Here is a 25418-nt window from a genome sequence, read left to right as displayed (position 1 = left end):
ACTGTTGCCCAGACGGTTGCCGCCCAGCGAGCTGCTGCCCAGCCGACTGCTGCCAGATGGAGCGTCGATGCGGCTGTGAGATGATCTGCCGACGCATGGGGGATCTATGAATGGAACGTCGGGCGGCTTCTCTGCGGATGCCGCCTCCATCGATGGCAGCTCCAACCTGCTCAACGAGCTGGCCGGGCTGCTGAACGCGGGTCGCATGGACGGGGAGAACGCGACCCAATGCCGCGTCCCTCGCGCGCACCCGGATGTGGCGAAAGCTGTCGAGGGATTCGCGCGCTACGCGCAGGATCAGTACGCGGACATGGTCACTCTCTTGTCCGCGCTGTCGACCAAGTTGCACGCTACGGGTAACGCCCTCGTACACGCTGACGCCAACGCTCAGCGTGGCATGGACGAGATTCTCACCAAGGGGCGCTACGTGGCTCCTGAGGACCGGTGAATGCGGTGACCTACCGATCCGACGTGCACTTCCTGGAACTGTGCAACCCTCCGCTCATCGAGCAGGCAGGTGACGAGTACCGAAGGCTGCACACCCTGCTCGCGTCGTGCGAGGACGATTTCCGTAAGGCCGGCCGTATCGACTGGCAGGGTCAGGGACGCGAGCAGTACACCACTCGCCTCAAGGAAGCCGCGGCCCTGGGTGAGCATCTCTCGGACGCTTTCCGGCGAGTCAGCAAGGCTCTCTACGCTTACGCGAAAGCCGTGGCCGGCGCCAAGCGCTACTACGAAAACGGCCGGTCGACCGAGTCGCGTCTGGCCGAGGTCGTCTCACGTGAAGGTACGCCGATCACTCCCACCGCACGGGCGGCCGAGCCCATGCGGCAGTGGGAGGATTTGCGGGGCACCACGGGATTCCTGGACTGGGTCGCGGAGCTCTTCGCCGACCCGGACGAGATCCGTGAGGAAGCAGACCGCTACTACAACGCCACCGGCGACAGCTACGCCGACGCCCTGCGTGTCGAGAAAGAGGCGCGTACGGACTGTGTGGCCGAGATCCGTGCCGCCTTCCAGTCCCTGCCGGACTTCCGTGGCGGCGACTTCGTCGACGCCATGCAACTCCAAGGGGGCGTCGAGGCTTTGCGTCGTGAGACGAAGGACGCAGCCGACGATCCGCTGGCGCAGCTGTTCGGCACGGGCGCCAAGACGGATGCCATCCCCAAGGTCGGCCCGGATGTGGCAGTCTCACCTGCCCTCATGCGCATCAAACTCAAGACCGCGGGGCTCGAAGCGGACGGAAACTACCACTGGCTGCCCAGCGACTCCGACGAAGAACGCCGGAAGTACATCTCCAACAACAAGCATCTCCTGCGCAACGCGGCCCGCGACGCGGGATTGCCGCCGGAAATGGTCGCCGGTATCGCCTGGAAGGAGGTCGAAGGCGATCCCAGTTGGGTGGACGACGCGGCCACCTGGGGACGCAGCAACCTTCCCTTCACCGAGGACCCGGACCTGACGTCCATGGGCCCCATGTCCATCCAGGTCCGCCGCGCGGCAGAGGTTCTCGGGTACGACCCGCAGAATCTCAGTGACCAACAGCGTGAAGAGGTGACGGGTGCACTCAAGAACCCGGCCCAGAACGCCTACATCGCCGCGGAGTACTTGGCACAGCTCAAGGCAGAGAGCGATTTCGCCGATGTCCCGCCCGAGAAGATGACCCGTGAGCAGATGCGGGAGCTCGCTGCCCGCTATAACGGTGGCCCCTACTATCGGAGTGAAGGGGCGCAGCGGTACGGCAGCCAGTTCAACGAACATGTCGACCAAGCAAAGGAAGCGCTCGGCCAGTGACGACACCCACCCGCCCCGGAAGCGCCCACGGCGCGCCGCGCGCCGGCACGTGGTTGGGAGCATGCCTGCTCGTTGTGACCGAGGTTCCGCTGGCCTTCGTCACTCTGGTCCAGCTCATGCCCCGCGGTGACGACGCCGTCGAATTCGACGCGGCTTCGAAATTCGCGTTCATCAGCAACCTCGGGATCGGCTGGGCCGTCGTCTGCCTGGCCCTCACCCTCCCTTTCGTAAAACTGCGGAGGCTGCGACCTTGGTGGTACGTACCGCCTCTGGTCATGCTCCTGGCGCTGGCCGTGCGGCTTCACTTCTTCCCGCCCTACACCGGGTGACCACGGATAGGTTCGGCCTACCGCCCGCCCGGCGGGGTTGTGGTCAGTGTGCCCGCCCACGGTGTTCGCCGATGCGTCCGTCACCGGGTGCGAACGGTTACGCGGCCTGCTGCGGGGACGATGGCGATCGGCGGTGCGAGCGATGATGATGCTCCCTGTCGCTGCAGGGCCTGTCGCCCTCGCAGGTCGCCGCGCTGGTGGAGTGCGCCCCGGCCACGGTGCGCATCACCGCGCTGCTGATGCGGTCCGGACCGTGGACGGTGCCGCGGCTGCACCGGTACCTGGACGACCGCGCCTGAGCCGTCGCACGCTGTATCGGTCCCGGCCTGCACCCGTGCCACGGCGCCCGCTACAGCCCGCACGACAACCCGCCGAGCGGATCTGGCCGCGCTCAAGGCCTGCCTCGCCGACACAGTGGTCTCCTGGCCGGGCCGCCGACGACAGGTCCACACCTTCTTCCGCACTCGCGCACCGGGCCGGCTCCTGACCACCGCGGCCCCTGGACCAGTCCCGGGTTCCCGGCCGGTCACCGACAGAACTTCCGGAAAGCCGCTTAGTCCGCCGGACGCGCCCGCAGTCTCGTGCCCTGCCGGTGCAGGTCCTCCAGGGCGTTCAGCAGGATCGTGCGCTGGTGCCAGTCGAGCCAGCGGCCGGCCTGTACGGCCATTCCGTCCACGGCGGTGGCCTGGGCCCGGGTGAGTTCCTGCTTCGCCCGGGGGAGGTGGAGGGAGTACACGCCGACGGTGCGGCCCGCGGCGGAGAGCATGGGCATGCTGTGGGCGGTGCGGCTGCCTATCGACAGGATCATCTCGCGGGCCGGTTCGCTGACTTCCGGGTCGGTGGCGACGTCGGAGGCGACGCGGACCTGGCGCCGGGCGGCGAGGAAACAGGACGTGCCCTCCTCGACCAGGGCGAAGAAGTTCAGGAACTCCTCGGTGAGCCCGTGATGCTGCTCCATGCGCAGTCCGACCGCGGGCTCCATCGTCTGCAGGTCGCCCATCGACGCGTCGGTGATGGTCAGCGCCTGGTGCAGCACCTGCTTCAGGACCGTGCTGCGGTTGACCTTGTCCGGCCGGTGGCCGGGCAGGAACCGCAGCGCCGGCGGGGTCCGGCCGGAGCGGCGGGGGAACCACAGGCCCCGCTCGTCGTCGGGCCGGGGCACGGACACCACGGCGGACGCCAGCGAGCGCAGCTTCATGTTGTGCTGTTGTGAACAGTGCTTCAGCAGGTCGAACGCGCTCTGCGCGTCCGGCAGCCGGTAGCGCTCCTGGAGCATGCCCTGCGCCTGGGAGACCAGCGGATGCGCGACCAGCTTGCCCCGCAGGTCGCGTACCTCGCGGCGGAGCCGGTCCAGCTCCGCCTGCCGGTCGTCCTGCGGGCCGTCGTCCCGGGCGCCGTCCGCACCCGGCGGTACGCCCGCCACGTCCGGCACCTGGTCTGCCGACGGCGAGTCCTCCGGTTGTTGCATGGCTTCATCTCCCGGGTAGAGGACCGTTACCGGGGCGCCGGGAGCAGGCAGTGGCGAACGGCCACCGGTGACCCGGATGGCGCCTCGACTTGCGAACCTAACCCATACGCCGGTGACCTCCCCCATCAGAGGGGGGCTCCCGGGACGTTGTGATACGGGACACGCGCCCGCGTCTCAGGGGCGCGGGTCGGTGTGGCACAGCCGGTGCGGGAACGCCTCCACGAGGGTGCCCCAGCCGCCGAGGGGGAAGACCACCGTCACCCACGAACCGTCGGCGAAGCCGATCTCGTGCGTGCCGTGCCGGACGTCCTTGCGGTCCCGCAGCCAGGTGATGTCCTGGCGGGCGACGGCGTACGCGGGCTCGGCGGAGCCCGCCACCTTCTTGCCGTCCGAAGCGAGCTGTACGCGCATCACATACAGGGCGCCCCCGGTGAGCAGCAGCACCGACAGGTACTTCTCCTCCGTACGCGGGCGCAGCGCCGCCGCCAGCCGCCCGGCGGCGCTCTCCCAGCCGCCGCACCACTGCGCGCTGCGGTCCTCGCCCCGCCGGTCCCAGGCGTCCATGGCCGCGTTGAAGGGATTGAGCCGGTCCAGCGTCAGCTCGACGCGCTCCGCGCCGTTCAACAGCCGGTCACGGGTCGCCGGCCGTTTGCCGAAGGCGTCCACCCGGTACGGCTTCGGCGGCTGCGGCACCCGCTCGCCCGGCTCGACGCCGTGCCCGTCCACCACGCTCTCGCCGGGCGGCAGCAGCGCCGCCGCCCGCGCCTTGGCCTCGCGCAGCAGCGCATGCCGGTCGGGCGGCGTCACCCACGCCTTGAGCCCGGACCAGAGCGCCTCGCCGATCCTCATCCGAACGCCTCCCGGACGGACTTCTTCGCCTGGTCGGGACTGTGCTCCAGGCGCTCGTCGAAGCTCTGCGACGGCGGGCGCCTGCCGTACTCGTACGCCTCTTCCGCGAGCCCGGGCCCGTTCTCCGTGACGGAGCCCGTCACGGCGCCGCCGATGTCGACGCCGAGCACGCCCTTGGCCACCTTCTTGCCCTGCTTCCACGCCACGTACTGGGCCAGGTCGGACATCTCGGGCCGCTCGCCGCGCAGGAGATTTCCGGCGATCCGCTTCCGCGCGCCCTTCCACTCCTTGATCTTCGCCCGGTCCAGTCCGCGCAGGTAGCGGCGCAGCCGGGAGAGTTTGGCCAGGGCCCGGGTCTGCCGGGCGATGTCGGCGAGCTTGTCGGCCAGTTTCGCCGCGATGCGGGTCGCCTTGGCCGCCCGGTACGCCACGTTCGCCGCACCCGCCAGCGGGCCGATCGCCGCCGCGGCTCCCGCCGTGAGCACGGACAGGATCGCCGTGGTCGCGGCGGTGACCATCAGCGCCTCGACGATCTCCACCAGCAGGTCGGTCATCGCCTGCTCGGCGATGATGCAGGCCGCCGCCGCCATCTCCAGCAGCTCGGCGACGGTGTCCATGTCGTCGGCCTCGCCGAGCAGCGCCTGCTCGAAGTCGGTCATGGTCGTGCTGAAGCCCCGGGCGGCCTCGCTCTCCCACACCCGCTCGACCGACTTGCGCTCGGCGACCAGGTCCGCCACGACGTCCCGCAGGTCACGGGCCGAATCCCGCCACTCCTGGGCGGTCTTCTCCAGCAGCTCGCTGTCGCCGGTGACCCAGTCGAACCAGTCGTCGGCACCGCACTGCTTGAGGATGCCCTTGATGACCTCGTCCAGGGTGGCGGCGAGGGGGTTGCTCCAGTCCAGCACGTAGTTGACGCGGTCGAGCGCGCTGCCCGCCGCCTGCCCGACGCCCATCAGGCGCCGCCCCCGAAGCCGCGCGCCGTCTCGTCCTCGTTGGCGTCATAGCTGTCCGCGGACCCGCGCACCGCCTCGGCGATGGAGCGCAGCATCTCCGCGCTGTCCTCCAGATCCGTACCCGACTGGTCCTTCTGCTCGATGTAGTCGGCGCGCAGGCTGTTGGCCTCCGGCAGCTGCCCGAAGGTGCCGTCCGACAGATCGAGCGCGGCCGTACGGCTGCGGATCTTCGCGATCCGGTCGGCCGCGCTCTCGGCGGCGCGCGCGTAGGCGCGCAGCGCGTCGCTCTCGACGTTGGTGCCCTGACTCATGAGACCCCCGTTGCCATTTCTTTGCCAACGCATGACACACGAGCCGCGGGCGTACGTCAATCCGGACCCTGGTCAGCGGGGGTGTTGACCCCCTTTTCGGGGGATGTGGGAGTGGCCGCCGGTGCTCCCTGCCGGCGTCAGTCGGCCGGCTCCGCCGACGCCATCAGCCGCGCCAGCTCGGTCCGCGAGCGGACGCCCAGCTTGCGGTAGACGCGGGTGAGGTGGGCCTCGACCGTCTTGCGGGAGACGAACAGGGAGACGGCCGCCTCGGTGTTGTTCAAGCCGCGCGCCACCGCGCGCGCCACCTGGAACTCCTGCGGCGTCAGCTGGCGCAGGACGCCGTCGCGCGTGGCCGGAGCCGCCAACGGAGCACCCGTGGCGGCCAGTTCGCCGGCGGTCCGGCGCGCCCACGGTACGGCGCCCAGGCTCTCGAAGCGCGCCAGCGCCGAAGTGAGCGGAGCGCGGGCGGCGGCGGGGTGGCGGTAGCGGCGCAGCAGTTCCGCTTCGCACAGCAGCGTACGGGCCTGCTCGAACGGGTCCCGGACGCGCTGGTGCGCCGTGAGCGCGGCGGCGAACGCGGCCCGCGCCGCCTCGTACGACTCGGCCAGCAGGCCCCGGCAGCGCGCCGCGGCCGCCTCCGGAGCGGCCAGCCCGGTGGCCCGCGCGCGCTCCTCCAGCCAGTCCGTGACCTCCGCGGCGCGCGCGGCGTTGCCCGCCCGTAACTGCGCCTCCGCGAGATCGGCAGCGCACGGCACCACCAGCGGATTGCCCACCCCCTGCGCGGTGACCAGCGCGAAGCTCTGCTCCAGCTGGTCGGCCGCGGCGCAGTGGTCGCCGTGCGCGAGCGCCGCCAGGCCCACCGCGGCGGTCAGGTGCGCCTCCAGGCAGCCGATGCCGTACCCGCCGATCTCCCGCCGCGCGCGGCTCACCTGCTCCTCGCACCGCACCCGGTCGCCGCGCAGCGCGTCCAGCCGCGCGAGGCAGGCCAGGCTGTAGCCGACGCAGGAGTTCTGGCCCAGCTCCTCCGCCCAGCGCAGCGCCTCGGTGGCGTCGCCGTACCCGGCGGTCCAGTGGCCGACGCGGGCCTCCAGCTCGCTGCGTACGGCCAGGGTGAACGGCAGCACGCCGGGCGCGCTGTGCCGGCGGGCCGATTCCACGGCAGCGTTGAACAGCCGACGGCTGCGGTCCCGCTCCTCGACCCAGTTCCACGCCTGCCCGGCCAGCGCGTACAACTGCTGGTTGCGTACCGGATCACCCGTGCAGTGGCCGTCGGCAGCGCCCAGCATCTCCCTGCCCCGGTCGGTCTCCCCGGCGAGCGTCAGCGCCGACCCGAGCAGGGCCATGCTCAGCCAGCGGTCCGGGCCCGACTCCGAGGCCAGCCGGAACGAGTCCTCGGCCGTACGCACCGCCGAGGCCACCCGGCCGTCCATGCTGGCGGGCACCACCGCCTCGGCGAGCAGCACACACGCCCGTACGGGATCGGTGCGGCGGATGTTCCGCGCGGCCTCGACGAGGAGTTCGTAGGCGCGGGCCGGCTCGCCGTTCCAGGTGTGGATACGGCCCAGCAGCAGTTCGATGTCGGCGCGCACGGCGGGCTCCGCGGTCGTGCGCAGGGCTTCCTCGCACCACTGCGAGCTGGACGCCGAACCGCCGAGGAAGGCGTCGGACGCGGCCCGGTGCAGCAGGTCCGCACGGGCCGCCCGGTCCCCGGTGAGTTCCGCGGCGCGCCGCCAGGCGAGCGCGGACTCCTCGAACGCGCTGCGTCGGCGGGCCTCCTCCGCCGCCTCGCTCAGGGCGGCGGCGGCCCGCTCGTCCGGGCCGGTGGCGGCGGAGGCCCGGTACCAGGCGTGCAGCGGGCCGCTGGTGACCTCCGCGAGGGCGCCGAACGCGGCGAGCCGGTGCGCCAGCGGCGCCCGCCCGAGGACCAGCGGACGCAGTACGGGGTGACGGAAGTCCAGCCCGAGCCCGTCACCGGTCGCCGTCACGAGCCCGTCCTCCTCGGCCGCGCACAGCGCCTCCAGCGACAGGCCGAGCACCGCCAGGGCCTCGCACAGCCCGGTCAGCTCCGTCGACCGGTGCGCGGCGAGCACGGTCAGCGCCTGCCGGGTGGCCTCCGGCAGCGCGCGGATGCGGGCCGACCAGGCCCGCTCCAGGTGCCGGCCGAGCGACGGCGGGTTGTGCATCGGCTGCTCGCCGCGCCGCTGTTCGGGGGTCAGGGAGTGGGCGGCCTCCAGGAGGGCGAGGGGGTTGCCGCCGCTGATCTTCACCAGGTCCGTCTCCACCGCCGGCGCGGCCTCGATGCCGTGCTGCCGCAGCAGTTGCCCGCACTCGCTCCGCGACAGCCCGGTGACCTCGACGGACGGCAGGCTGTGCGGCACGCCCGGCTCGCCGTGGTCCTCACGCGAGGTGAACGCGAGGGCGACCCGCTCGCCCGCCACCCGCCGCGCGATGAACAGCAGCACCCGCTGCGAGGACGGATCCACCCACTGGAGATCGTCGACGAGCACCGCCACCGGCCGCTTCTCGCCGAGCGCGGCCAGCACGTTCAGCGCGCCCATGCAGGCCGCGTACGGATTGGCCAGCGGCTCGCCCGACAGGGCCAGGCACGACTCCAGCGCCGCGCGCTGCACCCCGGGGAGTTCCCTGAATTCCGTACCAAACGGGAGCAACAGGTCGGCGAGGGCCGCGAACGGCAGAACCGTCTCCGACTCGATGCCGCGTGCCCACAGCGCGGCGTCCCCGGCCTGCTCGGCCGCGTACTCCAGCAGCGCGGTCTTGCCCACCCCGGGTTCACCCCACAGCAGCAGCGCCGCGCCCCCGTCCGCCCCCGCCGCCAGCAGATCGTCGATCAGACGGCGCTCGCGCCCGCGGCCCACGAGGCCCGGCCCCGCCGGGCGGGCGGGCCGGGACCAGCCGGAAGTCGTCCGTTGCCTGCCGTCCATGTCGCCCCCCGGGCGCCGGCGGGTGCCGTGTGCGGCCCGCGTACTCGGGCGCCGGGACCATCATGCTCCCGCGGGCAGTACCCCTGAAGGGCTCTCGCACATGTGGGGAGGTCCCCGAAGCGCGGGCCCGGCGGAGGGGGTTGAGTGGCAGCACGCGCGGACGGAGAGCGCGGACGGCGAACTCGGGGGGCACGTCATGACAGGCTCCGCAGAACCCGGTCACCGACTGGATTCGGTCGAGATCAAGGTCACGTTCTCCGACGCGCGGGCGGAGGTGGCCGCCAAGGCTCTGGCACCGGACGACGGGGGCGTCTGGTGCCAGGTCTTCTTCTGCGAAGGCCCCCGCCGCCGGCCGGACGAACTCCCGCTGCTGGAGGCCGGGTTGATCCTGCGCCTGCGGGCGCGCCAGGGCAAGGAGGGCGACTCCACGGTCAAGCTCCGGCCCTGCCGCCGGGCCCGGGTGCCCCGCCACTGGCTGGACTTCCACCAGGACGGCGACGACGAACTCCGCCTGGAGAGCGACTGGTCGGGCGAGCGGCAGGTGCTCTCGGCCTCGCTGACCCGCACCCGCGACCGCCACGACATCGACGCGGTCACCGACGGGCACCGGCCGCTGCACACCGCCTTCTCCCGCGCCCAGGAACGCTTCCTGGCGGACTGCGCGGACCTGCCCGTCGACTTCCGGGAGCTGACCGTGTACGGGCCGGTGCGCGCCGAACGCTGGCGCGGCGTCCGCCACCGGCACCACGAACTGACCGTGGAGCGCTGGTCGTTGTCGCCGCGCACCGGACCGCCGCTCGACTGGCTGGAGGTATCCGAGCGGGTGGAGCCGGAGGGCTCGGAGGTGGTCCGGGCATCGCTGCTCGCCTTGCTGCGCCACCTGGACCTGCAACCGGACCTCGCCCAGCAGACCAAGACCCGGCGCGTCCTGGAGGCGCTGACGAGAGACGTGTGACCGCACGTGGGAGGTAGCGGTATGGGGGGACTGCCGTTCCGCCTGGACGTCTTCGAGGTCCGGGACGAGTGGGTGATCATGTGCACGTCGCCGCTCGGCCGGGCCAGCGCCAAGGTGCGCCCGCCGTACGGGCCCGACGAGCTGCGGCTGATGCTCTCCGAGGTACGGATGGCCCTGATCCGGTCCGCCAGCCCGGTCATCACCCGCCGCGCCTCCCTGGTCGAGAAGAGCGTCCGGGACTTCGGCGAACGGCTCTCCGACACCGTGCTGACCGGTGACATCCGGCTGCTCTTCGACCGCTGCCGGGAACACGCCAGACGGCAGGACGAGCCGCTGCGCGTCGTGCTGGGCCTGGACGGCCCGCAGGTCTCCGGCATCCCCTGGGAGTTCGCGATCGACCCGTACGCGCGCGACAGCTACCTCGGTCTGCGGGTGCCGGTCGTCCGCTCCCCGCAGCTGATGGGCGCCCCCGCGCCGGTGTGCGTGACGCCGCCGCTGCGCGTCCTCGGCGTGATCTCCCGGCCCACCGACCTGCCCGCGCTCCAGAGCGAGCGCGAACGCGACGAGATCACCCAGGCGCTCCAGCGGCTGAGCACCGATGTGGCCGTGGACTGGCTGCACGGCGACAGCTGGCGGGAACTGGCCGAGGCGGTTCGCTCCCGCGCCCCGCACGTGCTGCACTTCGTCGGCCACGGCGGCTTCGACACCGAGACCGAGTCCGGCTACCTGGAACTGTCCGCCGAGGACGGCACCGCGATGCACGTCTCCGGCACGGACCTGGGCCGCCTGATGCACGACAGCCCGCAACTGCGGCTGGTCGTGCTGAACGCCTGCGAGTCGGCGACCAGCGGCGCCGAGGGCGTCTTCAGCAGCACCGCCGCGAAGATCATGCGGGAGGGGGTGCCGGCGGTGGTCGCGATGCAGTACGAGATCACCGACCCGGCCGCGCTCGCCTTCGCGTCGTCCTTCTACACCGGCATGGCCCGCGGGCTGCCGGTCGACCGGGCGATGACGCTGGCGCGCGAGAGCGTGAAGATGACGCTGCCCGGCAGCCTGGAGTGGGCGACGCCGGTGCTGTTCCTGCGGTCGGACGAGACACAGCTGTTCGTCGTGCCGGAGCAGCCGGAGCAGCCGGAGCAGCCGGGCCGGGGGACGGCCGGGCCGCCGCCCGGCGCGGGGGAGCAGGCCGTACCGCCGCCCGCCGCAACCGGCGACGACGTGGGGAGCCTCGCGTCCGAACGGACCGTACCCCAACGGGCCCCCGGGCCCGGCGGCGCTCCGCCCGGACCGGCCGCGCAGCCCCCGCCCGCGTACCCGCCGCACCAGCCCCAGCAGGCCCCTGAACAGCCCTGGACGGCCGGTGTACGGGAGAAGTTCGCACGCTACATCCGCACCCGGCCGGCCACCCCGCAGCCCGGCCCCGCACCAGGCGCGTCCGCCGCCCAGGACGCCCGCAGCGTTCCGCCGCAGCCCACCACATCACCCGCAACCGCAGCCTCGTCCGCCACCCCCGCCGCGCCTCCCCCGTACACACCACCGGTGTTCACGTCGCGCTCCGCCGACCGCCCCCGTACGCCCGGCCTGCTTCCCGGCCTCGGCCCGTGCTCCCAGGTCGCCCTCGGCCCGCGCGACCTGCTCGCCGCCGCCTGCCTGGACGGCTCGCTGCGGGTCTTCCGGCTGGACCCGCCGGAACTGCTCGCGGAGTGCGCCGTCCGGCAGCACGGCCCGGTCCTGCTCCTGGCCTGGAGCCCGTGGCCACGCAACATCGCCACCCTCCACGAGAGCGGCACCACCGTCGTCTGGGACCTGGAGACGGAGGTGCCCGTACGGACCCTGCCGGGACGCGCCGGGCAGATCACCGCACTGGCCTTCAGCGGCGACGGCCGCTGGCTCGCCGCGGCGGGCGGCGACCGCATCGCGGTGCACGACACGGACGGCCGCGTCGTCCGCAGTCTGCCGGCCGCCCCGGCGCCGCTGGCGCCCTGCCTGGCCTTCGCGCCCGGTGACCGGCACCTGCTGGCCGGCACCGCCGACGGCGCGGTACGCCGGCTCGACGTGCACGGGCGCACCACCGTGCACTGGCCCCACCCGCAGCCGGTCTGCGCCCTCGCCGTCAGCGCCGACCGGCTCGCCACCGGCAGCCCCGACGGCCGGGTCCGCGCCTGGACCTGGAGCGGGCGGCTGCTGCACCGCGTCCACCAGGGCGGCGCCGTACGGGAGCTGGCGTTCGCGCCGGACGGCGCCGCGCTCGCCGCGGCGAGCGACGACGGCGTCCTCGTCCGCTGGAACCACGACGGCACGCCGCAGCACCGCGCCGAACTGAACGGTCGCCCGGTGGGCGTCGCCTGCACCGGCCGGGACGGCGCGGTGCTCACCGCGACCGACGACGGCGTCGTACGGATCCACCCGGGCACCGCCGCCCCCACCGGGCCGGACCACTCCGAAGAGGCACCATGACCGACATCGAGATCTTCTGGCCCGCGGCGTACCCGCTCGACGCGGTGCACGCCACCGACGACCTGCTGCGCGAGGCCGGCGTCCAGGCCACCTACCGGCGCGCGCCGATGCGCCGGGGCCCGGAGACCTATGCGCTGGTGCTGCTGGCCGGGCATACGCTCCAGCCCTTCCTGCGGGCCGTGTTCGCACGCGTCGGGGAGGACGCGTACACCGGGCTGCGCGGCTTCGTCCGCCGTCTGATCGGCCACAAGCCCGCCGTGGACGCCCCCGACGGCGTGGTCTTCGAATGCGTGCGCACCCGCGCCCAGTTCGTCTTCACCCACGGCCTGCCGGACGCCGCCTACCGGCAGGCCCTGGCGCTCGACCCGGGCACCGCGCCGGGCCGGTGGGCCTGGCAGCACGAGCGGCAGACCTGGATCCGCTTCGAGGAACGCACCGAGACCGCCGGACCCGCCGGATGATCCCCCGTCCGTCGTACGACCGGGGCGACCGGCACCCCGTACGGCCGACGAACCGACTGGAGAAGGAGGCCGTCATGGCCTATCCGCAAGGCCCGCCCGGCGAGGACTGGGGCGGCAACACCCCGTACAACGGCCAGTCCCAGCCGCCGCCCACCGGGCCGCCACCGCCACCGCAGTATCAGCCGCAGTACGGCCCCGGCTACCAGCAGCCCGGGTACCAGCAGTACGCCCGGCCGCCGCAGAACTACCTCATCCCGGCCATCCTGGTGACCCTGCTGTGCTTCCTGCCCACCGGCATCGCGGCCATCGTCTTCGCCACCCAGGCCAACGCGAAGTTCAACTCGGGCGACTACGCCGGCGCCGAGCAGGCGGCCGGGAAGGCGAAGCTGTGGACGTTCATCAGCCTGGGGGTCGGCCTGTTCGTCATGCTGATCGTCATCATCTCCAGCGCGGCGGGGGGAGGCGGCTACTGACCGTGCCGCACCCCGCCCGGCGCCGGACGGGCGCGGCCTGGTCCGGCGCCGTGCTGTTCGCCGCCCTGACCGCGCTGGTGGCCCTCCGCGACCCCGAAGCGCCCGGTCACTACCCCAGCTGCCCGTTCCGCGCCCTGACCGGCCTGTCCTGCCCCGGCTGCGGCACGCTGCGGGCTCTTCGCGCCCTCACCGAGGGCGACGTGCTCGTGGCCTTGGCCCACAACGCCCTCTTCGTGGCGGCCCTGCCGCTGTTCCTGCTCTCCTGGCTGCGCGCGGTCCGGGGCCGGCCGCCGGTCCTGACCTCGGTGTGGGCGGGCGTGACGGCCGCGGCCGTGCTGCTCCTGTGGGGCGTGGTGCGCAACTGGGTGTGACGGGGAGCGTGGGTCGCCCGGGCCCCCGCTGTGCGGCAGGCAGGTGAAACCCGCACGCCCGACGTGTCTTTTCACCGCTTGCGGATAGTTCTGCGGCATGCGGGCCGGTCGGCTATGGCCGGTGCGGCGCGGACGAATCCGGATCACCAGCGAAGTGCGGGAGTGCCATGACGACGACGGCCGACGACGCGGCACGCGAGAAAGGGGCACCCTCGCCGGAGGAGGCGGCTCAGCGGGCGGTGCTGCGGGCCACGGAGCATCTGCTGGCGCGGCAGCACCCCGAGGGCTGGTGGATGGGGTTCGCCCAGTGCAACATGAGCTACGACGCCCAGGACCTCTTCCTGCGGCACTTCCTGGGCCTGCTGGACGAGGGCGTCGCCGCGGCGACCGGCCGGTGGATCCGCTCCCGGCAGAGCGCGGACGGCACCTGGCCCATCGCCCCCGACGGGCCGGGCGACCTGGGGATCACCCTTCAGGCGTACGTGGCGCTCCGGCTGGCCGGGGACCGCCCGGACGAGGACCACATGCTCCGGTGCGCGGCCTGGGTGCGCGAACAGGGCGGCGTCGCGGCCGCCCCGCTGACCCCTCTCCTGTGGCTCGCCATGCTCGGCCGGTGGAGCTGGGACGACCTCCCCGAGATGCCGCCCGAGATCATCGCCCTGCCCACCTGGGCCCCCCTGAACATCTACGCCTTCAATTCCTGGGGCCGCCAGGTCATCGTGGCGCTCAGCGTCATCAGCGCGCACCGGCCCGTGCGGCCGTTGCCCTTCGGCATCGACGAGCTCTTCGCCCCGTCCGGCGCGCCTGTGCGCCGGCCGGCGCCGGCCGGCGGCTGGGACGGTGTCTTCCGGCGCCTGAACGGCGTCATGAGGATCTGCCTCAAGGGCACTCCCCGCGCGGTGCGACGGGCCGCGACGAGCGCCTGTACCCGCTGGCTCATCGAACGCCAGGAGGCGGACGGCAGTTGGGGCGGGGTCACCCCGGTGACCGCCTTCGCCGTGGTCGCCCTGCACCTGCACGGCTACCCGCTGGACCACCCGGTGCTCCGGACCGCCATGGCCTTCGTGGAGGGCAGCGCGGCCCGGCCCGAGGACGGCGTGCGGAAGATGGAGACCGTCCAGAGCCCGGTATGGGACACCTGCCTGGCCACCGCCGCGCTCGCCGACGCCGGCGTGTCCGAGGACCACCCCGCGCTGGTCAAGGCCGCCGACTGGCTGCTCGGCCGGCAGACGGACCGGCCGGGTGACTGGGCCGTCCGGCGGCCCGGACTGGCCCCCGGCGGGTGGCCCTTCGTGTTCCACAACCAGACCTGGCCCGACAACGACGACACGGCGCTGGCGGTCCTCGCGCTGCGCCGCGTCGCCCATCCCGAACCCGTACGCGCCGGCGAAGCGGTGGACCGAGCGGTGCGCTGGAGCCTCGGTCTGCAGTGCAAGGACGGTGGATGGGCGGGCTTCGAAGCCGACGTCACCAGCGCCCTTCCCGGCAAGCTCCCCTTCCTGGACATCGGTGACCACTGTGTGGACGCGCCCACTGCCGACGTCACCGCCCACGTGGTGGAAATGCTGGTCGCCGTCGGGCTGCGGGACGACCCCCGCACCCGGCGCGGCGTCCGCTGGCTGCTCGACCACCAGGAGGACAGCGGCGCGTGGTACGGCCGCTGGGGGGTCAACTACCTCTACGGCACCGGCTGTGTCCTCCCGGCCCTCACCGCCGCCGGAATCCCCGGTGACCACTCCGCCGTCCGGCGTGCCGTCACCTGGCTGGAATCCGTGCAGAACGCGGACGGCGGCTGGGGCGAGGACTGGCGCTCGTACACCGACCCGGCGGTGTACGCGGGCCGTGGCCCGTCCACCCCTTCGCAGACCGCCTGGGCACTGATCGCCCTGCTCGCCGCGGGTGAACTCGACAGCGCCCCGGTCCGGTCCGGGGTGCACTGGCTGACCGAACGGCAGACGGACGCCGGTTCGTGGCGGGAAACGGCGGCCACCGGCGCCATCGTCCCCCCGACGGTGGCCATGAACTACGAGAACTACCGGCATGTCTTCCCCCTCACGGCTCTGGGCCGTTACGTCCGGCAGTGCAGTCACCCGGCCGCGGTGCCGGCCCGCTAACGCGACCGCCGGGCGGAGGTCCGTACGACCGTCTCCGACGGTCCGGCCGCGGTCACCGGTGAAGGGATCCCGGTGGCCGCGGCCCCGCCTGTGCAGTGGGACCGCGTACGGACGTGGAAAACCAGCAGGGCCAGGGCGCTGGTCGCTGCGGCCCAGCCGAGCGAGAGCAGGCCGTATGCCCAGGGCGTACGGGGTGTGAACGCCGCGGCCAGCGCCAGCTGGTCCGCGCCGTACAGAGGAAACACCTCCAGGCCGGACAGGTCGACCACCTTGAGGACCGGGTTCTGCAGGCCGGTGTCGACCAGGCTGAGCATGATGACGAGGAAGAATCCCTCCAGTTCACCGCGGACCAGGGAGCCCAGGAGCAGGCCGATGCCGCCGTACGCGAGCCCGGCCCCGAAGAGGCTGAGGGCCAGGGGCACCGTCTGCCGTACGGAGACCGAGACCGACAGGACGGCCGTGGTGTACAGGGCCAGGAGCGCGGCGACCAGGGCGACGGCGGTGACCTTCGCCAGCAGCATCGGCAGGCGCGGGTAGCCGGCCAGCAGCAGCCGGCGGTCCATCTCCCCGGACTTGAACGTCTCCATGAACATCACGAACCCGGTCACCAGGGTGACGGCGGCGACCGCGTTGGCGACCTGGCTGACGTGACCCGCCGGGGCGACGGCATGGGTGCCGAGGGAGTCCAGGGCGAAGCGCACGGCCCGCTCCGACGAGCTCAGGCGGGCCACGGCGATCCACACGGGGATGAAGGCGACCGCCAGCAGCAGGGCCATGCGGTTGCGCAGCTGGCCGAGCAGCGTGCACCGCAGCATCTCGGTGAAGGCCGGCCGGTGACGGTTCATCGGACGGGCTCCTCGGCGACGAGACGGCCCTCCCGCAGGTGGCCGACCGCGTCGAAGTGGTGCAGGTCGTGCAGCAGGTGCGAGACCACGACGATGGACCGGCCCGCGTCGCGCAGGCCCTCGGCCAGCGCCCAGAAACGCTGGTGGGTGTCCCAGTCGAAGCCCTGGTACGGCTCGTCGAGCACCAGCAGCTGAGGGTCGTGCATCAGCGCGAGCAGCAGATTCAGCTTCTGCCGTGTCCCGCCGCTCAGTTCGCCGGGCCGCAGGCGCTCGCAGCCGGTGAACGCCAGCAGGTCCATCAGCTCGTGGGCCCGCGCCAGGGTCGGCAGCCGGTAGGCCACCTGGAACAGCCGCAGATGCTGCCGGACGGTGAACGAGTCGTTCAGTACGGCGCGTTGCGGGCAGTATCCGACCGCCCCGGCGCGCGCCACCGAGCCCGTGTCGGGCGTCAGCTCACCCACCGCGATGCGCAGCAGCGTGCTCTTGCCCGAGCCGTTCTCGCCGACGACACCGACCAGCGCCCCCGGCGGCACATCGAGGTCGGCGCCGCGCAGCACCTGTCTGCGGCCGTACGCCTTCCACACGCCCCTGATGCGCAGCCGCAGCGGCCGCTCGGTCCCCTCTCCCGGCACGTCGGGCCCTTTCGTTCTCGTTCAGCGGAGTGTGTAGATGGAGGCGGCAAGGGCGAAGGTGTACCACTGCTCGACCAGGCGGTAGCTGCGCTGGTCGTGTTCCGGGCCGCGCAGCAGCCGGACCCGGGCGGCCAGCACCAGGCTCAGACCGCACAGGAAGACATCGGTGGCGACGAGCCACCAGCGCGTACCGGCGGGCGCCAGCAGGAAGGAGTGGATGAAGACGGGGCCGACGGCGAAGCCGGCGCACAGGAAGGTCCGGGTGGGCAGCTCGCCGAAGACCAGGGGCATCGTGGAGCGGCGGACCAGGCGGTCTCCGTGCATGTCGCGCAGGTCCTGGACGGACATCAGGAAGGTCACCGTGATCGTCAGTGTCCAGATCCACCGCCAGGCGTCCGGCGTGAGCACGGTGACGATCTCCCACGCGGCCGCCAGCTGGGCGATGACGCCGATCCCGGCGTACAGGTTCCTGCCCAGCCAGTGGCGGCCCCAACCGTACTCGTGTTGCAGCAGGGACAGGATCTGCCACATCAGCGCCCACTTCAGAACGCCCAGACAGTAGCCGTACGCGGGGAAGGCGATCCGTACGGCGGCCAGGCGCAGCCGGGCGCCCCGGATGGTGGCCTCGCCGGTGACCAGCGGCCGGAAGGGTTTGTTGTGGCGGTCCTCCTCCACGCCGACGAGCTGGTTGGCCAGGGTGTGCTCGTAGATGAACAGCCAGAAGTACACCGCCCCCAGGACCACGGTGACCGCGGCCTCGCGCGGGGGCAGCCGTGCGTGGACGGCCGCCGCCGCGACGAAGCAGCTGCCGGGAAAGACCGTGGTCCAGCGATCGACGCGGATGAACAGCCAGCTCAGGCGGATTTCCCGCCAGACGGTCAGCAGCACCGCCGCGGGGGCGCTCGTCGTGGGGGTCGTCATGGGGCGGCTCCGTACTGTTCGAGCAGGGGGTCCGGGCCTGCGCGTCCCGGTGCCGGCCGGTGGACGGGACGGGACCGCCGGCGTCATGCCGTTCGATGGACGGCCGCTTCCGCGACGGCCTTGAGCGTGCTGACCGCCTCAGGCGTGAAGGGGGACGTGTCCAGGGCGTACAGGGCCTGCTGGTACCGCTTCTCGATCATCCGCTCGACCGCGGCCCGGGCCCCGGTGACGGTGAGGATGTCGCGGACCTCCGCGGCCTCCGGCTCGCCCAGCTGGGGGTCGCCGACCACCGCGCGCAGCCGCTTGGCCTGGGCGGGCGTGGCGACCCGCAGGGCGCGGACGATGAGGCTGGTGCACTTGCCCTCCCGCAGGTCGTCCAGGCGCGACTTGCCCATCCGGTCCGGGTCGCCGAAGACCCCGAGCACGTCGTCCCGCAGCTGGAACGCCTCGCCGAGCGGCACGCCGTAGGCGCTGCAGGCGTCCATGAGCCGCTGGTCGGCGCCGGCCAGGGCGGCCCCGACCTGCAAGGGCCGTTCGACGGTGTATTTGGCGGTCTTGTAGCGGACGACGGTCAGCGCGGTCTCCAGGCTCACATCGAGGTCGCCGGTGGTCAGCAGGTCCAGGTGCTGGCCGGCGATCAGTTCGGCCCGCGCGAGGTCGACGACGCGCAGCACGGCGACGCGGTGCGCGTCGGGCATGAGCGTGGTGTGCAGCAGCTCGTCGGACCAGACCAGGGCCAGGTCGCCCACCAGGATCGCGCCACTGGTGCCGAATCGTTCGGCCATATCCGGCAGGGGGTGGCGGTCGGCCAGTGTCCGGTGGACCGAGGGGCGTCCGCGGCGGCTGTCGGCCGCGTCCATGATGTCGTCGTGCACGAGGGCGCAGGCGTGCGCCAACTCGATGGAGGCGGCCAGCCGCACGGCCTGCGCGGGGTCGCCGTCCCCGCCCGCCGCCCGCCATCCGGCCACGCACAGCAGCGGCCGGACCCGCTTTCCGCCCTCGATGAAGTCCCGCAGCAGGAGGACCAGCGCCGACTGGCCGGGCACCGCGGCACTCTGCGCCCGTTCCGTCAGGAAGGCGCACAACAGGTCGTCGATGGCCGCGCGGGGAGCGAAGAACTCGGACTCGACCGGGAGTGTCTCAGTACGCATCGGTCAGGTGCGTCCCCGGTCCGGGAGTCGGCGCGGGCGTCCGCCGGGCGAGGAGGAAGGCCACCGGGGTCCGGGGTGGCCGCGTATGCCTGTCGTTCATTCATCCCATCCTTCGATCGTCACCGGCCCGTGCGTCCGCACGGAGCGGGGGCCTAGTTGGTGTACACCGGAGCCCGCGACAAATTCCCCGCATGAGGATCTTTTACCTATTTGCCGTAATCGGCCAGAAGATCAACTGTTGGGCGTATATAGGGATGGGTGGTGCGGGCGGGCGGTGCTGGGTGGTGGTGTCTGTGACGGCCGTGGTGGCCGCGCGGCTACCCCAGCCCCTCGCCCAGCGCCGCGATCGCCTCAGGGGAGTGGCCCGCCGCGAGCAGCGGGGCGCGGACCTCGCGCTCCAGGTCGGGCAGATAGCCGAGGAGCACGTCGGCGGGGCCGTGGATGCGCACGCCGGAGACCGTGGCGGCGGGCAGCAGCAGCGTCTCGGCCGGGCCGAGGCATTCCCGTACCGCCCCGCACGTCACCTCCGTCGCGGCGCCGATGTTGCTGAGCACCACGCACGTGTCGAACGCCGGCACCGCGGATCCCGGCGCCCGGACCCGCCAGTTCTCCAGCGCGAAGTACGGCCCGGCGCACAGCATCCGCCGCGCCACGCCTTCCTCTGCGGGCAGCCGCAGCCCGGGGTGGAAGTCCGGCCGGTGGTCCGGCCGCCACTCGCACAGCAGCGCCTCGATGTTGGCCCGCCACTGCCCGTCGTCGATCGGGGCGCCGTCCTCCATGCGGTGGCGCATCGCGTGCTGCTGCAGGTCGGAGGTCTGCTCGATCTCGTACACGAGGGTGCCGGGCCCGAAGCTGTGCGGCGTGCCGCCCGGTACGTACAGGGTCTGCCCGGCGCGCACCGGCAGACGCCGCAGCACCGCGTCGAAGTCCTGGGAGAGCAGTGCCTGCCGCAGCCGCTCGTGGTCCACGCCGGGCCGTACGCCGGCGAGCGCGGTGGTGCCGGGCGGCGCGTGCAGGATGTGCCAGGCCTCCGTCTTGCCGTTCGGCTCGCCCTCCCGCTCACGGGCCGCCGTGTCGTCGGGGTGCAGATGGACCGGTAGCGGCCGGTGGCCGTCGATGAACTTGGTCAGCAGCGGGAACCGGGGCCCGCGCCAGCCCCGGCCGACCAGCTCGTCCGGGTGGCCCAGGGCCAGCTCCCGCAGCGTGTGCCCGGCCAGCGCCCCGTTCAGGACATGGGCATGCTCGCCCTCGACGTCACTGATCTCCCACGTCTCCGCCACCGGCCCGTCCGGCAGCCCGGTCCGGCCGAGCCGCTCGGGAATGGCCCGGCCGCCGAAGACGTGCTGCTTGACCGGGGTGGTCAGCCGCATCGGGTACCAGTTCACGGTCCGAGTACACCCCGGTTCCCGCCGCACCGGCCGCATTACTCCGCCCCTGGCGTGCCCTGCGCCCGGCCGTGCCGAGCCCGTACGGAAGCGGCGCCGGCCCCGTACGGAACCCGAACGCAATCCGCCCGTTTACCGTCCCGGAGCACGGGCACGCGATGCACTGTCAAGGAAACGGCCCGAACGAAAAGGAGCGCGACCATGACTGCCGATAAGAAGGCTTCCAGCAAGGCCGAGCGTGCCAAGGGCGCGGTGAAGGAAACCGTCGGCCGTGCGGTCGGCAACGAGCGGATGACGGCGGAGGGCCGCACGGAACGCGCCAAGGGCGATATACGCGAGGCCGGCGAAAAGGCCAAGGACGCGTTCAAGCGCTGACGGCTCTGCTGTAAAGCGCTCGCGCGCTCATTTCAGTATTCATTCCGGGCCCTGGTCCGGATTCCGGGTGGTGGCCCGGCGGAATTCTCCGCCGGGCCACCACCCGTTCCGTACGGTCAGCCGCGCACGTACCGTTCCGCCATCGTGTGGAACACCCGCTTCGGCTCCCAGCGGGTCGCGTCGAGCATGCGGACCACGCCGTACGAGCTGATGTCGTCCGCCCCGGTCCTGCCGAAGCCGGCGAAGGTGAACCAGAGGGCGGTGTCCACGCCCTCCTCCTCGAAGACGTCCAGCAGCTCGGTGAAGTAGCGGACCTGTTCGCCCTCGTCCGGTTCCGCGTCCTTGGGCGGCTGCCAGGCCATACCGCCGAGATCGGCGGCGCCCCGGTACGCGCAGGTGCCGAACTCGGTGATCGCGACCGGCTTCCCGTGCGCCAGGTGCCCGCGTATCTCGGACCGGAACGCGTCGGCGTTGTAGGCGGCGCGGTAGGCGTCCACCCCGACGAAGTCGAAGGGCCTCCAGTCGACGGTCTCCCACGGCCCGGCGGCATAGCTGATCCGTCCGCCGAACCGCGTACGGACCAGCGCGGCGGTTTCGGCGAGAAAGGCATTGAGCCGCTCCTGCACCGGACCGAGTGACGTCCACCATTCCATGTCCGCCGCGGCCATGCGCTCCAGGCGTTCGGAATAGACGGCACCAGGGATGAAGCCCTGGCAGAAGGCGCTCATTTCACACCCGGCGACGAACACCACCTCCGCCCCGGTCTGCCTGACCGCTTCGGCCCGTTCGGCGCAGTCGGCGAAGAAAGGCAGCAACTCTTCCGGCGGGAGGTCCACGGGAAAGGGCGCGAACCAGACCTCCAGGCCGGCCTTTGCCGCGTACTCGGCGGCGACGCTCAGGCGCTCCGGATCACCGCCGGATATCCGCACCGCATCGCAGTGCAGAGTACCGGCGATCGTGGCCATGTCGTCCCGGACGGATTCGGGCCGGAAGGTCTTCCGGGAGCGCTGCTCCTCGGGCAGGAATCCGGTGTCGTAATTGATCCCCCGCGCGCGCACGCCCTTACGCCTCCTTGTCCTGCGGGTACCACCGCAGCTCCACCGTGTTGCCGTCCGGATCCCGTACGTACACGGACTGCGCGTCGCCCCGGGCGCCGAACCGCTGCCCCGGGCCGTCGACCACCGTGAGAACGCCGGAGTCGATCACATCCTGCCAGTCCAGCGGTTCTACGACCAGACAAATGTGGTCGACATTGGACTCGCCCCGGTCGCCTTCGAGAAGGTCGATGATCGTGGACGGACTCACCCGGACCGAGGGGAACGGCACCTTCCCGGCGCGCCACTCCTCCACACGCACCGGTTCGAGCCCCAGCGGACCGCAGTAGAAGTCGAGGGCACGCTCGGCGTCCGCGACATTGAGGACCAGGTGATCGAAGGCGATGACACGCATGCGGGTTCTCCCTGAGATGGTGACGACCGCTGGTCAGCGGTGTGTACCGGACGGTAGCGGGGTGCTGGGCGGTTGCGCGATCGGTCGTTGGATCTGGGCCGGAAGTCCCGTCGGCGGGTCAGTAGCGGTGACCGGGCCAGTGCGGGTCTTCCCAGCGGCCGGGTCCGGTGACCCCCAGGAGGCGTACCCGGTGAAGAAGGTCCTCCGGCGCGCCGTGGGCCCGGAGCCGGGCAGGCGCGTGGCGGACGAGTGGCCTCGGCGATCAAGGGGAGGAGGTCGTACGCGGGCACGGCGGGTTCCGGATCGGTGAGTGTGTACGCCCACCAGGCGTGCCGGAACTCCTCCACCGCTGCCGCCTGTTCGGCGGGCCATTCCTGCCAGTTGCCGAGAGCGAACGCGTGCCCGACCTTCTCCATTCCGAAGAGGGGGTCGATGAGGCCGCCGACGAGGGCCGCGGCGAACTGGGGCAGGATCCGGCGCAGCACGGACGCGTGGTCCGACCAGTCGGTCGCCTGCCAGGTGCGCTGCAGGAGATCCGGATCCAGCTCCGCATCGGCCACCTTGAGCTGCGCGAGCGCTTCCGCGCTGCGCCAGTGGCACTCGCAGTTGGACTCGTCACCCGAAGATCACCAACTTACCAGGGCGGGTCCGGCTGCCCACCGGCGCCGGCGGCATCCGGTACGTCATCCGTGACCGCGAGGGCATCCGGCTGTGCGCTGCCGGCCTGCCGGTGATAACACCGAGAAGCCGGGTAGCCCGAGACGCAATCCCCGGGCTACCCGGCTTCCGATGATGGTGATGGGCCGCAGCCTATTTCCATTCGGTGACCGTCTTCGCGCTCTTCGCGTCGAATTTCTTCCACCCGTAGGTGTCGGACTCATTCGCCCGCAGCCCCAGGGTCATGCCGTCCCACCTGTTGGCTTGTGCTGCCTTGGCGTTCGCGGTGATGCCGAAGGCCAGGTCGCCGGCGGCGCAGCCCGGCCGGCCCTTGGCTCCGGTGACGGTGTCGAGCTTCTTGAACCACGCCGGCTGCTTGCTCCAGGTGGTGGTGGGGTAGATGCGTCCGGTGTCCCACAGTTCGACGGGCTTGGGAGTGCAGGACCAGGAGTGGGTGTTCCGGATCACGAAGCTGGACTTCAGAATCGTGATCTTCTTCTGCCACAGTCCCCGGGCGTCCACGGTGAACAGGGACCGCCAGGTGCCCTTGGTGTCGTCCTCGTAGCCGACGCGGGCGACCGGGCCCTTCTTCCAGAACGAAATGGCGGGGGTCTTTTTGGCGACGCTCGTCCAGTTCGACAGCGCGCCGACGACGGGTGCGGTCCGCCCGGCCCCGGCGCCGTCCATGGTGCTGCCCTGACTGTCCTCACTGCCAGGACCACCCTGACGCTGCTGGACGGGCAGCAGGTGCTGCACGGTGGTGAAGGAGCCGGAGGGGTTGGCGTAGACGTTGGTGAACGCCGTACGCTGCCCCGCCACTTCGACCGGCCTGCCGAGCCGGGCGGCGCGTTCAGCGGCGCTGCGGAACGCGGCGGGCCGGCTCACGGTGGGCCGGCCCGCGGTGGGGGCGCCACCGTCCAGGGCGGATGCGCCCGCTGCCGGAAGCAGGGACAGGGGCAAGCCCGCCGTGATGCCGCAGGCCCACAACATACGGGCCCCCACCTGCCGCCCGCCCGCTTGAGAACGAATCCTGAACACCATGAGCCTCCTCGCTGTGTGTGATCACACGCTCCCCTCCCGCGCACCCGCTCACGCCAGGCGACACGAGTGCTCCGGGCGCACGGGCGCACTTCAGGGAGCGTGCGGCGATCTCACACCCCGGGCGGGGGGCGGGGCAGACCCGCTTCCCGAAGCCGGAAGCCCCGAAGCCCCGAAGCCCCGGCCAGGGGAATGGGGTCGTGCAGCGGGCTGGCGCGCAGCCGGTGGGAGGCTTTCGCCACCACATCCACCGGCACGCCGAGGCCTTTTATCGAGCTGGAGCGAGACGGACACCACGGGGTGGCTCCGGTGGTGGCGCACGTGCCGCTCCGTCCGCCGTACCCAAAACCCGGGATTGCGGGTGGCGAACAGGTCCAAGCCGCCCACCCGCCGGCCCTCCATGCGCGCGTGGATGCCGGAGGCCGGCTCTTCGTGGACGACGTCGTTGGGCACCGACGAGTCCGTCAACGAGTGGTGGAACGCGGCCGGTCACCACGCCGGCGGGATGCGGGACCGCGGACCGGGCAGCGGAGAAAATGCCTGTAACGGGCATTTATAACTTGACCGGCATTTGGTGTTGTTGAATCGCCTTTTACGCCAGCCTCTCACGCAACAGGCGGTGATCAAGGGCCCGTTGAGGATTCAACGGCCCGGCCGCGTCCACGAGGCAAGGCGAGAGGCAGGAATCGGAACATGACGAAGAACCGCACCGTGCGGCACGGAGGGCGTGCGCTGGTGCTCGCGGCGACGGCCGCGGGCCTGGCCGCGGCGATGACCGTGCCGGCCGCGGCGGCCGACGGCCCGGACCGCAAGCAGCTGATAGCCGACTGCGCGTCCGGCGAGGGCAAGTGCAGCTTCAACGAGCCGGTGCTCGGCACGGCGTACCTGGGCGGCTTCCGGCAGGTGTCCAACTCGCTGTACAACTGCACCACGTCGCCCGCCACCCAGTCGATGGGCTGGTCGGACACGGTGGGGTCCACCGACTCGGCGGGTGTCTCCGTCACCGCCGGAGGCAAGCTCGCGGGCATCATCGACCTGAGCGTCACGGCGCAGTACAGCCACACCTGGTCCAGCTCGCACACCGAGAACAGCTCGCTGGACATGACCGTCCAGCCCGGTGAGGTGGGCTGGATCTCGCGCGCCCAGGTGATGCAGACCGTCTCGGGCACCTGGCAGACGCACTACGACAGCCCCAAGTGGGGGCACTACTACTGGTACGTACCGGACACCGTCACCGGCCCGGCGGCCAACGGCACGGACGGCGTCAGCAACGCCGTGGTCGTCAAGACCCGGAAGATGACGGCCGCCGAGAAGGCGTCGTGCTCGGCCGACGCGCACCAGGGGAAGACCTTCCAGCGCCAGCGGTGACCGGCCGGCGCCAGCGGTGACCGACCGGCGACGGGCTGATCTCCCGGCCCGAGCCCGGCACCGCGCCCGCCACCGGGCGCGGTGCCGTACGCCCGACGCGGTCGCGGTGCCGTACGCCCG

The 25418-nt window shown here is 72.1% G+C and carries 24 protein-coding genes and 2 pseudogenes; 12 read left to right on the top strand and 14 right to left on the bottom strand.

Annotated elements, in window-relative coordinates; all coding sequences use genetic code 11:
* Nucleotides 1-106: 106 nt before the first annotated feature.
* The 4 genes and pseudogenes from IH45_RS0112290 to IH45_RS1000000150795 form a co-directional block, all read left to right on the top strand.
* Complete coding sequence (locus IH45_RS0112290) at nucleotides 107-448, top strand: hypothetical protein (protein ID WP_030665981.1); 342 nt, start codon at nucleotides 107-109, stop codon at nucleotides 446-448.
* A 23-nt stretch (nucleotides 449-471) separates the two neighbouring features.
* The gene (locus tag IH45_RS0112285; RefSeq protein WP_234440516.1) at nucleotides 472-1794 is read left to right on the top strand and encodes a hypothetical protein; all 1323 of its coding nucleotides are present in this window, start codon (nucleotides 472-474) and stop codon (nucleotides 1792-1794) included.
* The gene (locus IH45_RS0112280) at nucleotides 1791-2123 is read left to right on the top strand and encodes a hypothetical protein (protein WP_030665975.1); all 333 of its coding nucleotides are present in this window, start codon (nucleotides 1791-1793) and stop codon (nucleotides 2121-2123) included. The genes IH45_RS0112285 and IH45_RS0112280 overlap by 4 nt, the downstream gene beginning before the upstream one ends.
* A 335-nt stretch (nucleotides 2124-2458) precedes the next feature.
* A pseudogene (locus tag IH45_RS1000000150795) lies at nucleotides 2459-2680 on the top strand (IS630 family transposase); the annotation flags it as partial.
* On the opposite strand, the gene IH45_RS01000000143565 reads toward IH45_RS1000000150795, so the two are convergent.
* The 5 genes from IH45_RS01000000143565 to IH45_RS0112250 form a co-directional block, all read right to left on the bottom strand.
* Nucleotides 2677-3591 (bottom strand): ANTAR domain-containing protein, encoded by a 915-nt coding sequence (locus tag IH45_RS01000000143565; protein WP_050514772.1) that lies wholly within the window; start codon nucleotides 3589-3591, stop codon nucleotides 2677-2679. The pseudogene IH45_RS1000000150795 and the gene IH45_RS01000000143565 sit on opposite strands and share 4 nt — an antisense overlap.
* Before the next feature lie 174 nt (nucleotides 3592-3765).
* A complete protein-coding gene (locus IH45_RS0112265) occupies nucleotides 3766-4440 on the bottom strand; it encodes a hypothetical protein (RefSeq protein ID WP_030665970.1) in 675 nt (224 codons plus the stop codon).
* Nucleotides 4437-5393, bottom strand: a complete 957-nt coding sequence (locus IH45_RS0112260; protein ID WP_030665967.1) for a WXG100 family type VII secretion target — start codon at nucleotides 5391-5393, stop codon at nucleotides 4437-4439. Before IH45_RS0112260 ends, IH45_RS0112265 begins: the two co-directional genes overlap by 4 nt.
* Complete coding sequence (locus tag IH45_RS0112255) at nucleotides 5393-5704, bottom strand: hypothetical protein (protein ID WP_030665965.1); 312 nt, start codon at nucleotides 5702-5704, stop codon at nucleotides 5393-5395. Before IH45_RS0112255 ends, IH45_RS0112260 begins: the two co-directional genes overlap by 1 nt.
* A 137-nt stretch (nucleotides 5705-5841) precedes the next feature.
* A complete protein-coding gene (locus IH45_RS0112250; RefSeq protein WP_030665963.1) occupies nucleotides 5842-8646 on the bottom strand; it encodes an AAA family ATPase in 2805 nt (934 codons plus the stop codon).
* A gap of 196 nt (nucleotides 8647-8842) precedes the next feature.
* Here IH45_RS0112250 and IH45_RS0112245 point away from each other — a divergent pair, with 196 nt between their 5' ends.
* The 6 genes from IH45_RS0112245 (at nucleotide 8843) to shc (ending at nucleotide 15477) form a co-directional block, all read left to right on the top strand.
* A complete protein-coding gene (locus IH45_RS0112245; RefSeq protein ID WP_030665960.1) occupies nucleotides 8843-9601 on the top strand; it encodes a hypothetical protein in 759 nt (252 codons plus the stop codon).
* Between the two features lie 21 nt (nucleotides 9602-9622).
* Complete coding sequence (locus IH45_RS1000000145215) at nucleotides 9623-12058, top strand: CHAT domain-containing protein (RefSeq protein ID WP_030665957.1); 2436 nt, start codon at nucleotides 9623-9625, stop codon at nucleotides 12056-12058.
* Nucleotides 12055-12519, top strand: coding sequence for a hypothetical protein (locus tag IH45_RS0112235; RefSeq protein ID WP_030665954.1), 465 nt, complete (start codon nucleotides 12055-12057; stop codon nucleotides 12517-12519). The genes IH45_RS1000000145215 and IH45_RS0112235 overlap by 4 nt, the downstream gene beginning before the upstream one ends.
* 74 nt (nucleotides 12520-12593) lie before the next feature.
* Nucleotides 12594-12992 carry a CD225/dispanin family protein gene (locus IH45_RS01000000143555; RefSeq protein ID WP_078897492.1) on the top strand — a complete coding sequence of 133 codons (399 nt, stop codon included), beginning with the start codon at nucleotides 12594-12596 and terminating at the stop codon, nucleotides 12990-12992.
* A gap of 2 nt (nucleotides 12993-12994) precedes the next feature.
* The gene (locus tag IH45_RS0112225) at nucleotides 12995-13363 is read left to right on the top strand and encodes a DUF2752 domain-containing protein (protein WP_234440515.1); all 369 of its coding nucleotides are present in this window, start codon (nucleotides 12995-12997) and stop codon (nucleotides 13361-13363) included.
* Between the two features lie 167 nt (nucleotides 13364-13530).
* Nucleotides 13531-15477, top strand: a complete 1947-nt coding sequence (gene shc / locus IH45_RS0112220) for a squalene--hopene cyclase (RefSeq protein ID WP_030665946.1) — start codon at nucleotides 13531-13533, stop codon at nucleotides 15475-15477.
* Here the strand turns inward: shc and IH45_RS0112215 are convergent.
* From IH45_RS0112215 to IH45_RS0112195, 5 genes are all read right to left on the bottom strand, one after another.
* Nucleotides 15474-16322 carry a hypothetical protein gene (locus tag IH45_RS0112215; protein WP_032917281.1) on the bottom strand — a complete coding sequence of 283 codons (849 nt, stop codon included), beginning with the start codon at nucleotides 16320-16322 and terminating at the stop codon, nucleotides 15474-15476. The two genes, shc and IH45_RS0112215, sit on opposite strands and share 4 nt — an antisense overlap.
* The gene (locus IH45_RS0112210; RefSeq protein ID WP_234440514.1) at nucleotides 16319-16954 is read right to left on the bottom strand and encodes an ABC transporter ATP-binding protein; all 636 of its coding nucleotides are present in this window, start codon (nucleotides 16952-16954) and stop codon (nucleotides 16319-16321) included. The genes IH45_RS0112215 and IH45_RS0112210 overlap by 4 nt, the downstream gene beginning before the upstream one ends.
* Nucleotides 16955-16975: 21 nt before the next feature.
* A complete protein-coding gene (locus IH45_RS0112205; RefSeq protein ID WP_030665936.1) occupies nucleotides 16976-17875 on the bottom strand; it encodes a UbiA family prenyltransferase in 900 nt (299 codons plus the stop codon).
* Between the two features lie 83 nt (nucleotides 17876-17958).
* The gene (locus tag IH45_RS0112200) at nucleotides 17959-19026 is read right to left on the bottom strand and encodes a polyprenyl synthetase family protein (RefSeq protein ID WP_030665933.1); all 1068 of its coding nucleotides are present in this window, start codon (nucleotides 19024-19026) and stop codon (nucleotides 17959-17961) included.
* Between the two features lie 317 nt (nucleotides 19027-19343).
* Nucleotides 19344-20411, bottom strand: coding sequence for a type I phosphomannose isomerase catalytic subunit (locus IH45_RS0112195; protein ID WP_107058628.1), 1068 nt, complete (start codon nucleotides 20409-20411; stop codon nucleotides 19344-19346).
* Nucleotides 20412-20612: 201 nt separating this feature from the next.
* Between IH45_RS0112195 and IH45_RS0112190 the strand changes: the two genes are divergently transcribed.
* Nucleotides 20613-20786 (top strand): CsbD family protein, encoded by a 174-nt coding sequence (locus IH45_RS0112190; RefSeq protein WP_030665928.1) that lies wholly within the window; start codon nucleotides 20613-20615, stop codon nucleotides 20784-20786.
* A 116-nt stretch (nucleotides 20787-20902) separates the two neighbouring features.
* Here the strand turns inward: IH45_RS0112190 and IH45_RS0112185 are convergent, their stop codons facing one another.
* The 4 genes and pseudogenes from IH45_RS0112185 to IH45_RS0112175 form a co-directional block, all read right to left on the bottom strand.
* Nucleotides 20903-21844 carry a hypothetical protein gene (locus IH45_RS0112185; protein WP_030665925.1) on the bottom strand — a complete coding sequence of 314 codons (942 nt, stop codon included), beginning with the start codon at nucleotides 21842-21844 and terminating at the stop codon, nucleotides 20903-20905.
* A 4-nt stretch (nucleotides 21845-21848) separates the two neighbouring features.
* Entirely contained in the window at nucleotides 21849-22235 is a 387-nt protein-coding gene (locus IH45_RS0112180) for a VOC family protein (protein WP_030665923.1), read from the bottom strand.
* A gap of 118 nt (nucleotides 22236-22353) precedes the next feature.
* Nucleotides 22354-22852, bottom strand: a pseudogene (locus IH45_RS1000000149845) (hypothetical protein); the annotation flags it as partial.
* A 193-nt stretch (nucleotides 22853-23045) separates the two neighbouring features.
* Nucleotides 23046-23852: a hypothetical protein gene (locus tag IH45_RS0112175; RefSeq protein WP_158813055.1), complete on the bottom strand. Its 807-nt coding sequence runs from the start codon at nucleotides 23850-23852 to the stop codon at nucleotides 23046-23048.
* A gap of 771 nt (nucleotides 23853-24623) precedes the next feature.
* On the opposite strand from IH45_RS0112175, the gene IH45_RS0112170 reads away from it, so the two are divergent.
* The gene (locus IH45_RS0112170; protein WP_030665920.1) at nucleotides 24624-25298 is read left to right on the top strand and encodes a hypothetical protein; all 675 of its coding nucleotides are present in this window, start codon (nucleotides 24624-24626) and stop codon (nucleotides 25296-25298) included.
* Nucleotides 25299-25418 lie beyond the last annotated feature (120 nt).

It is taken from the genome of Streptomyces rimosus subsp. rimosus, assembly GCF_000720725.1.
In the GTDB taxonomy this organism is placed as follows: domain Bacteria; phylum Actinomycetota; class Actinomycetes; order Streptomycetales; family Streptomycetaceae; genus Streptomyces; species Streptomyces rimosus_A.
The sequence above is the reverse complement of the archived record's forward strand: the minus strand, read 5'-3'. Positions and strand labels throughout refer to the sequence as shown.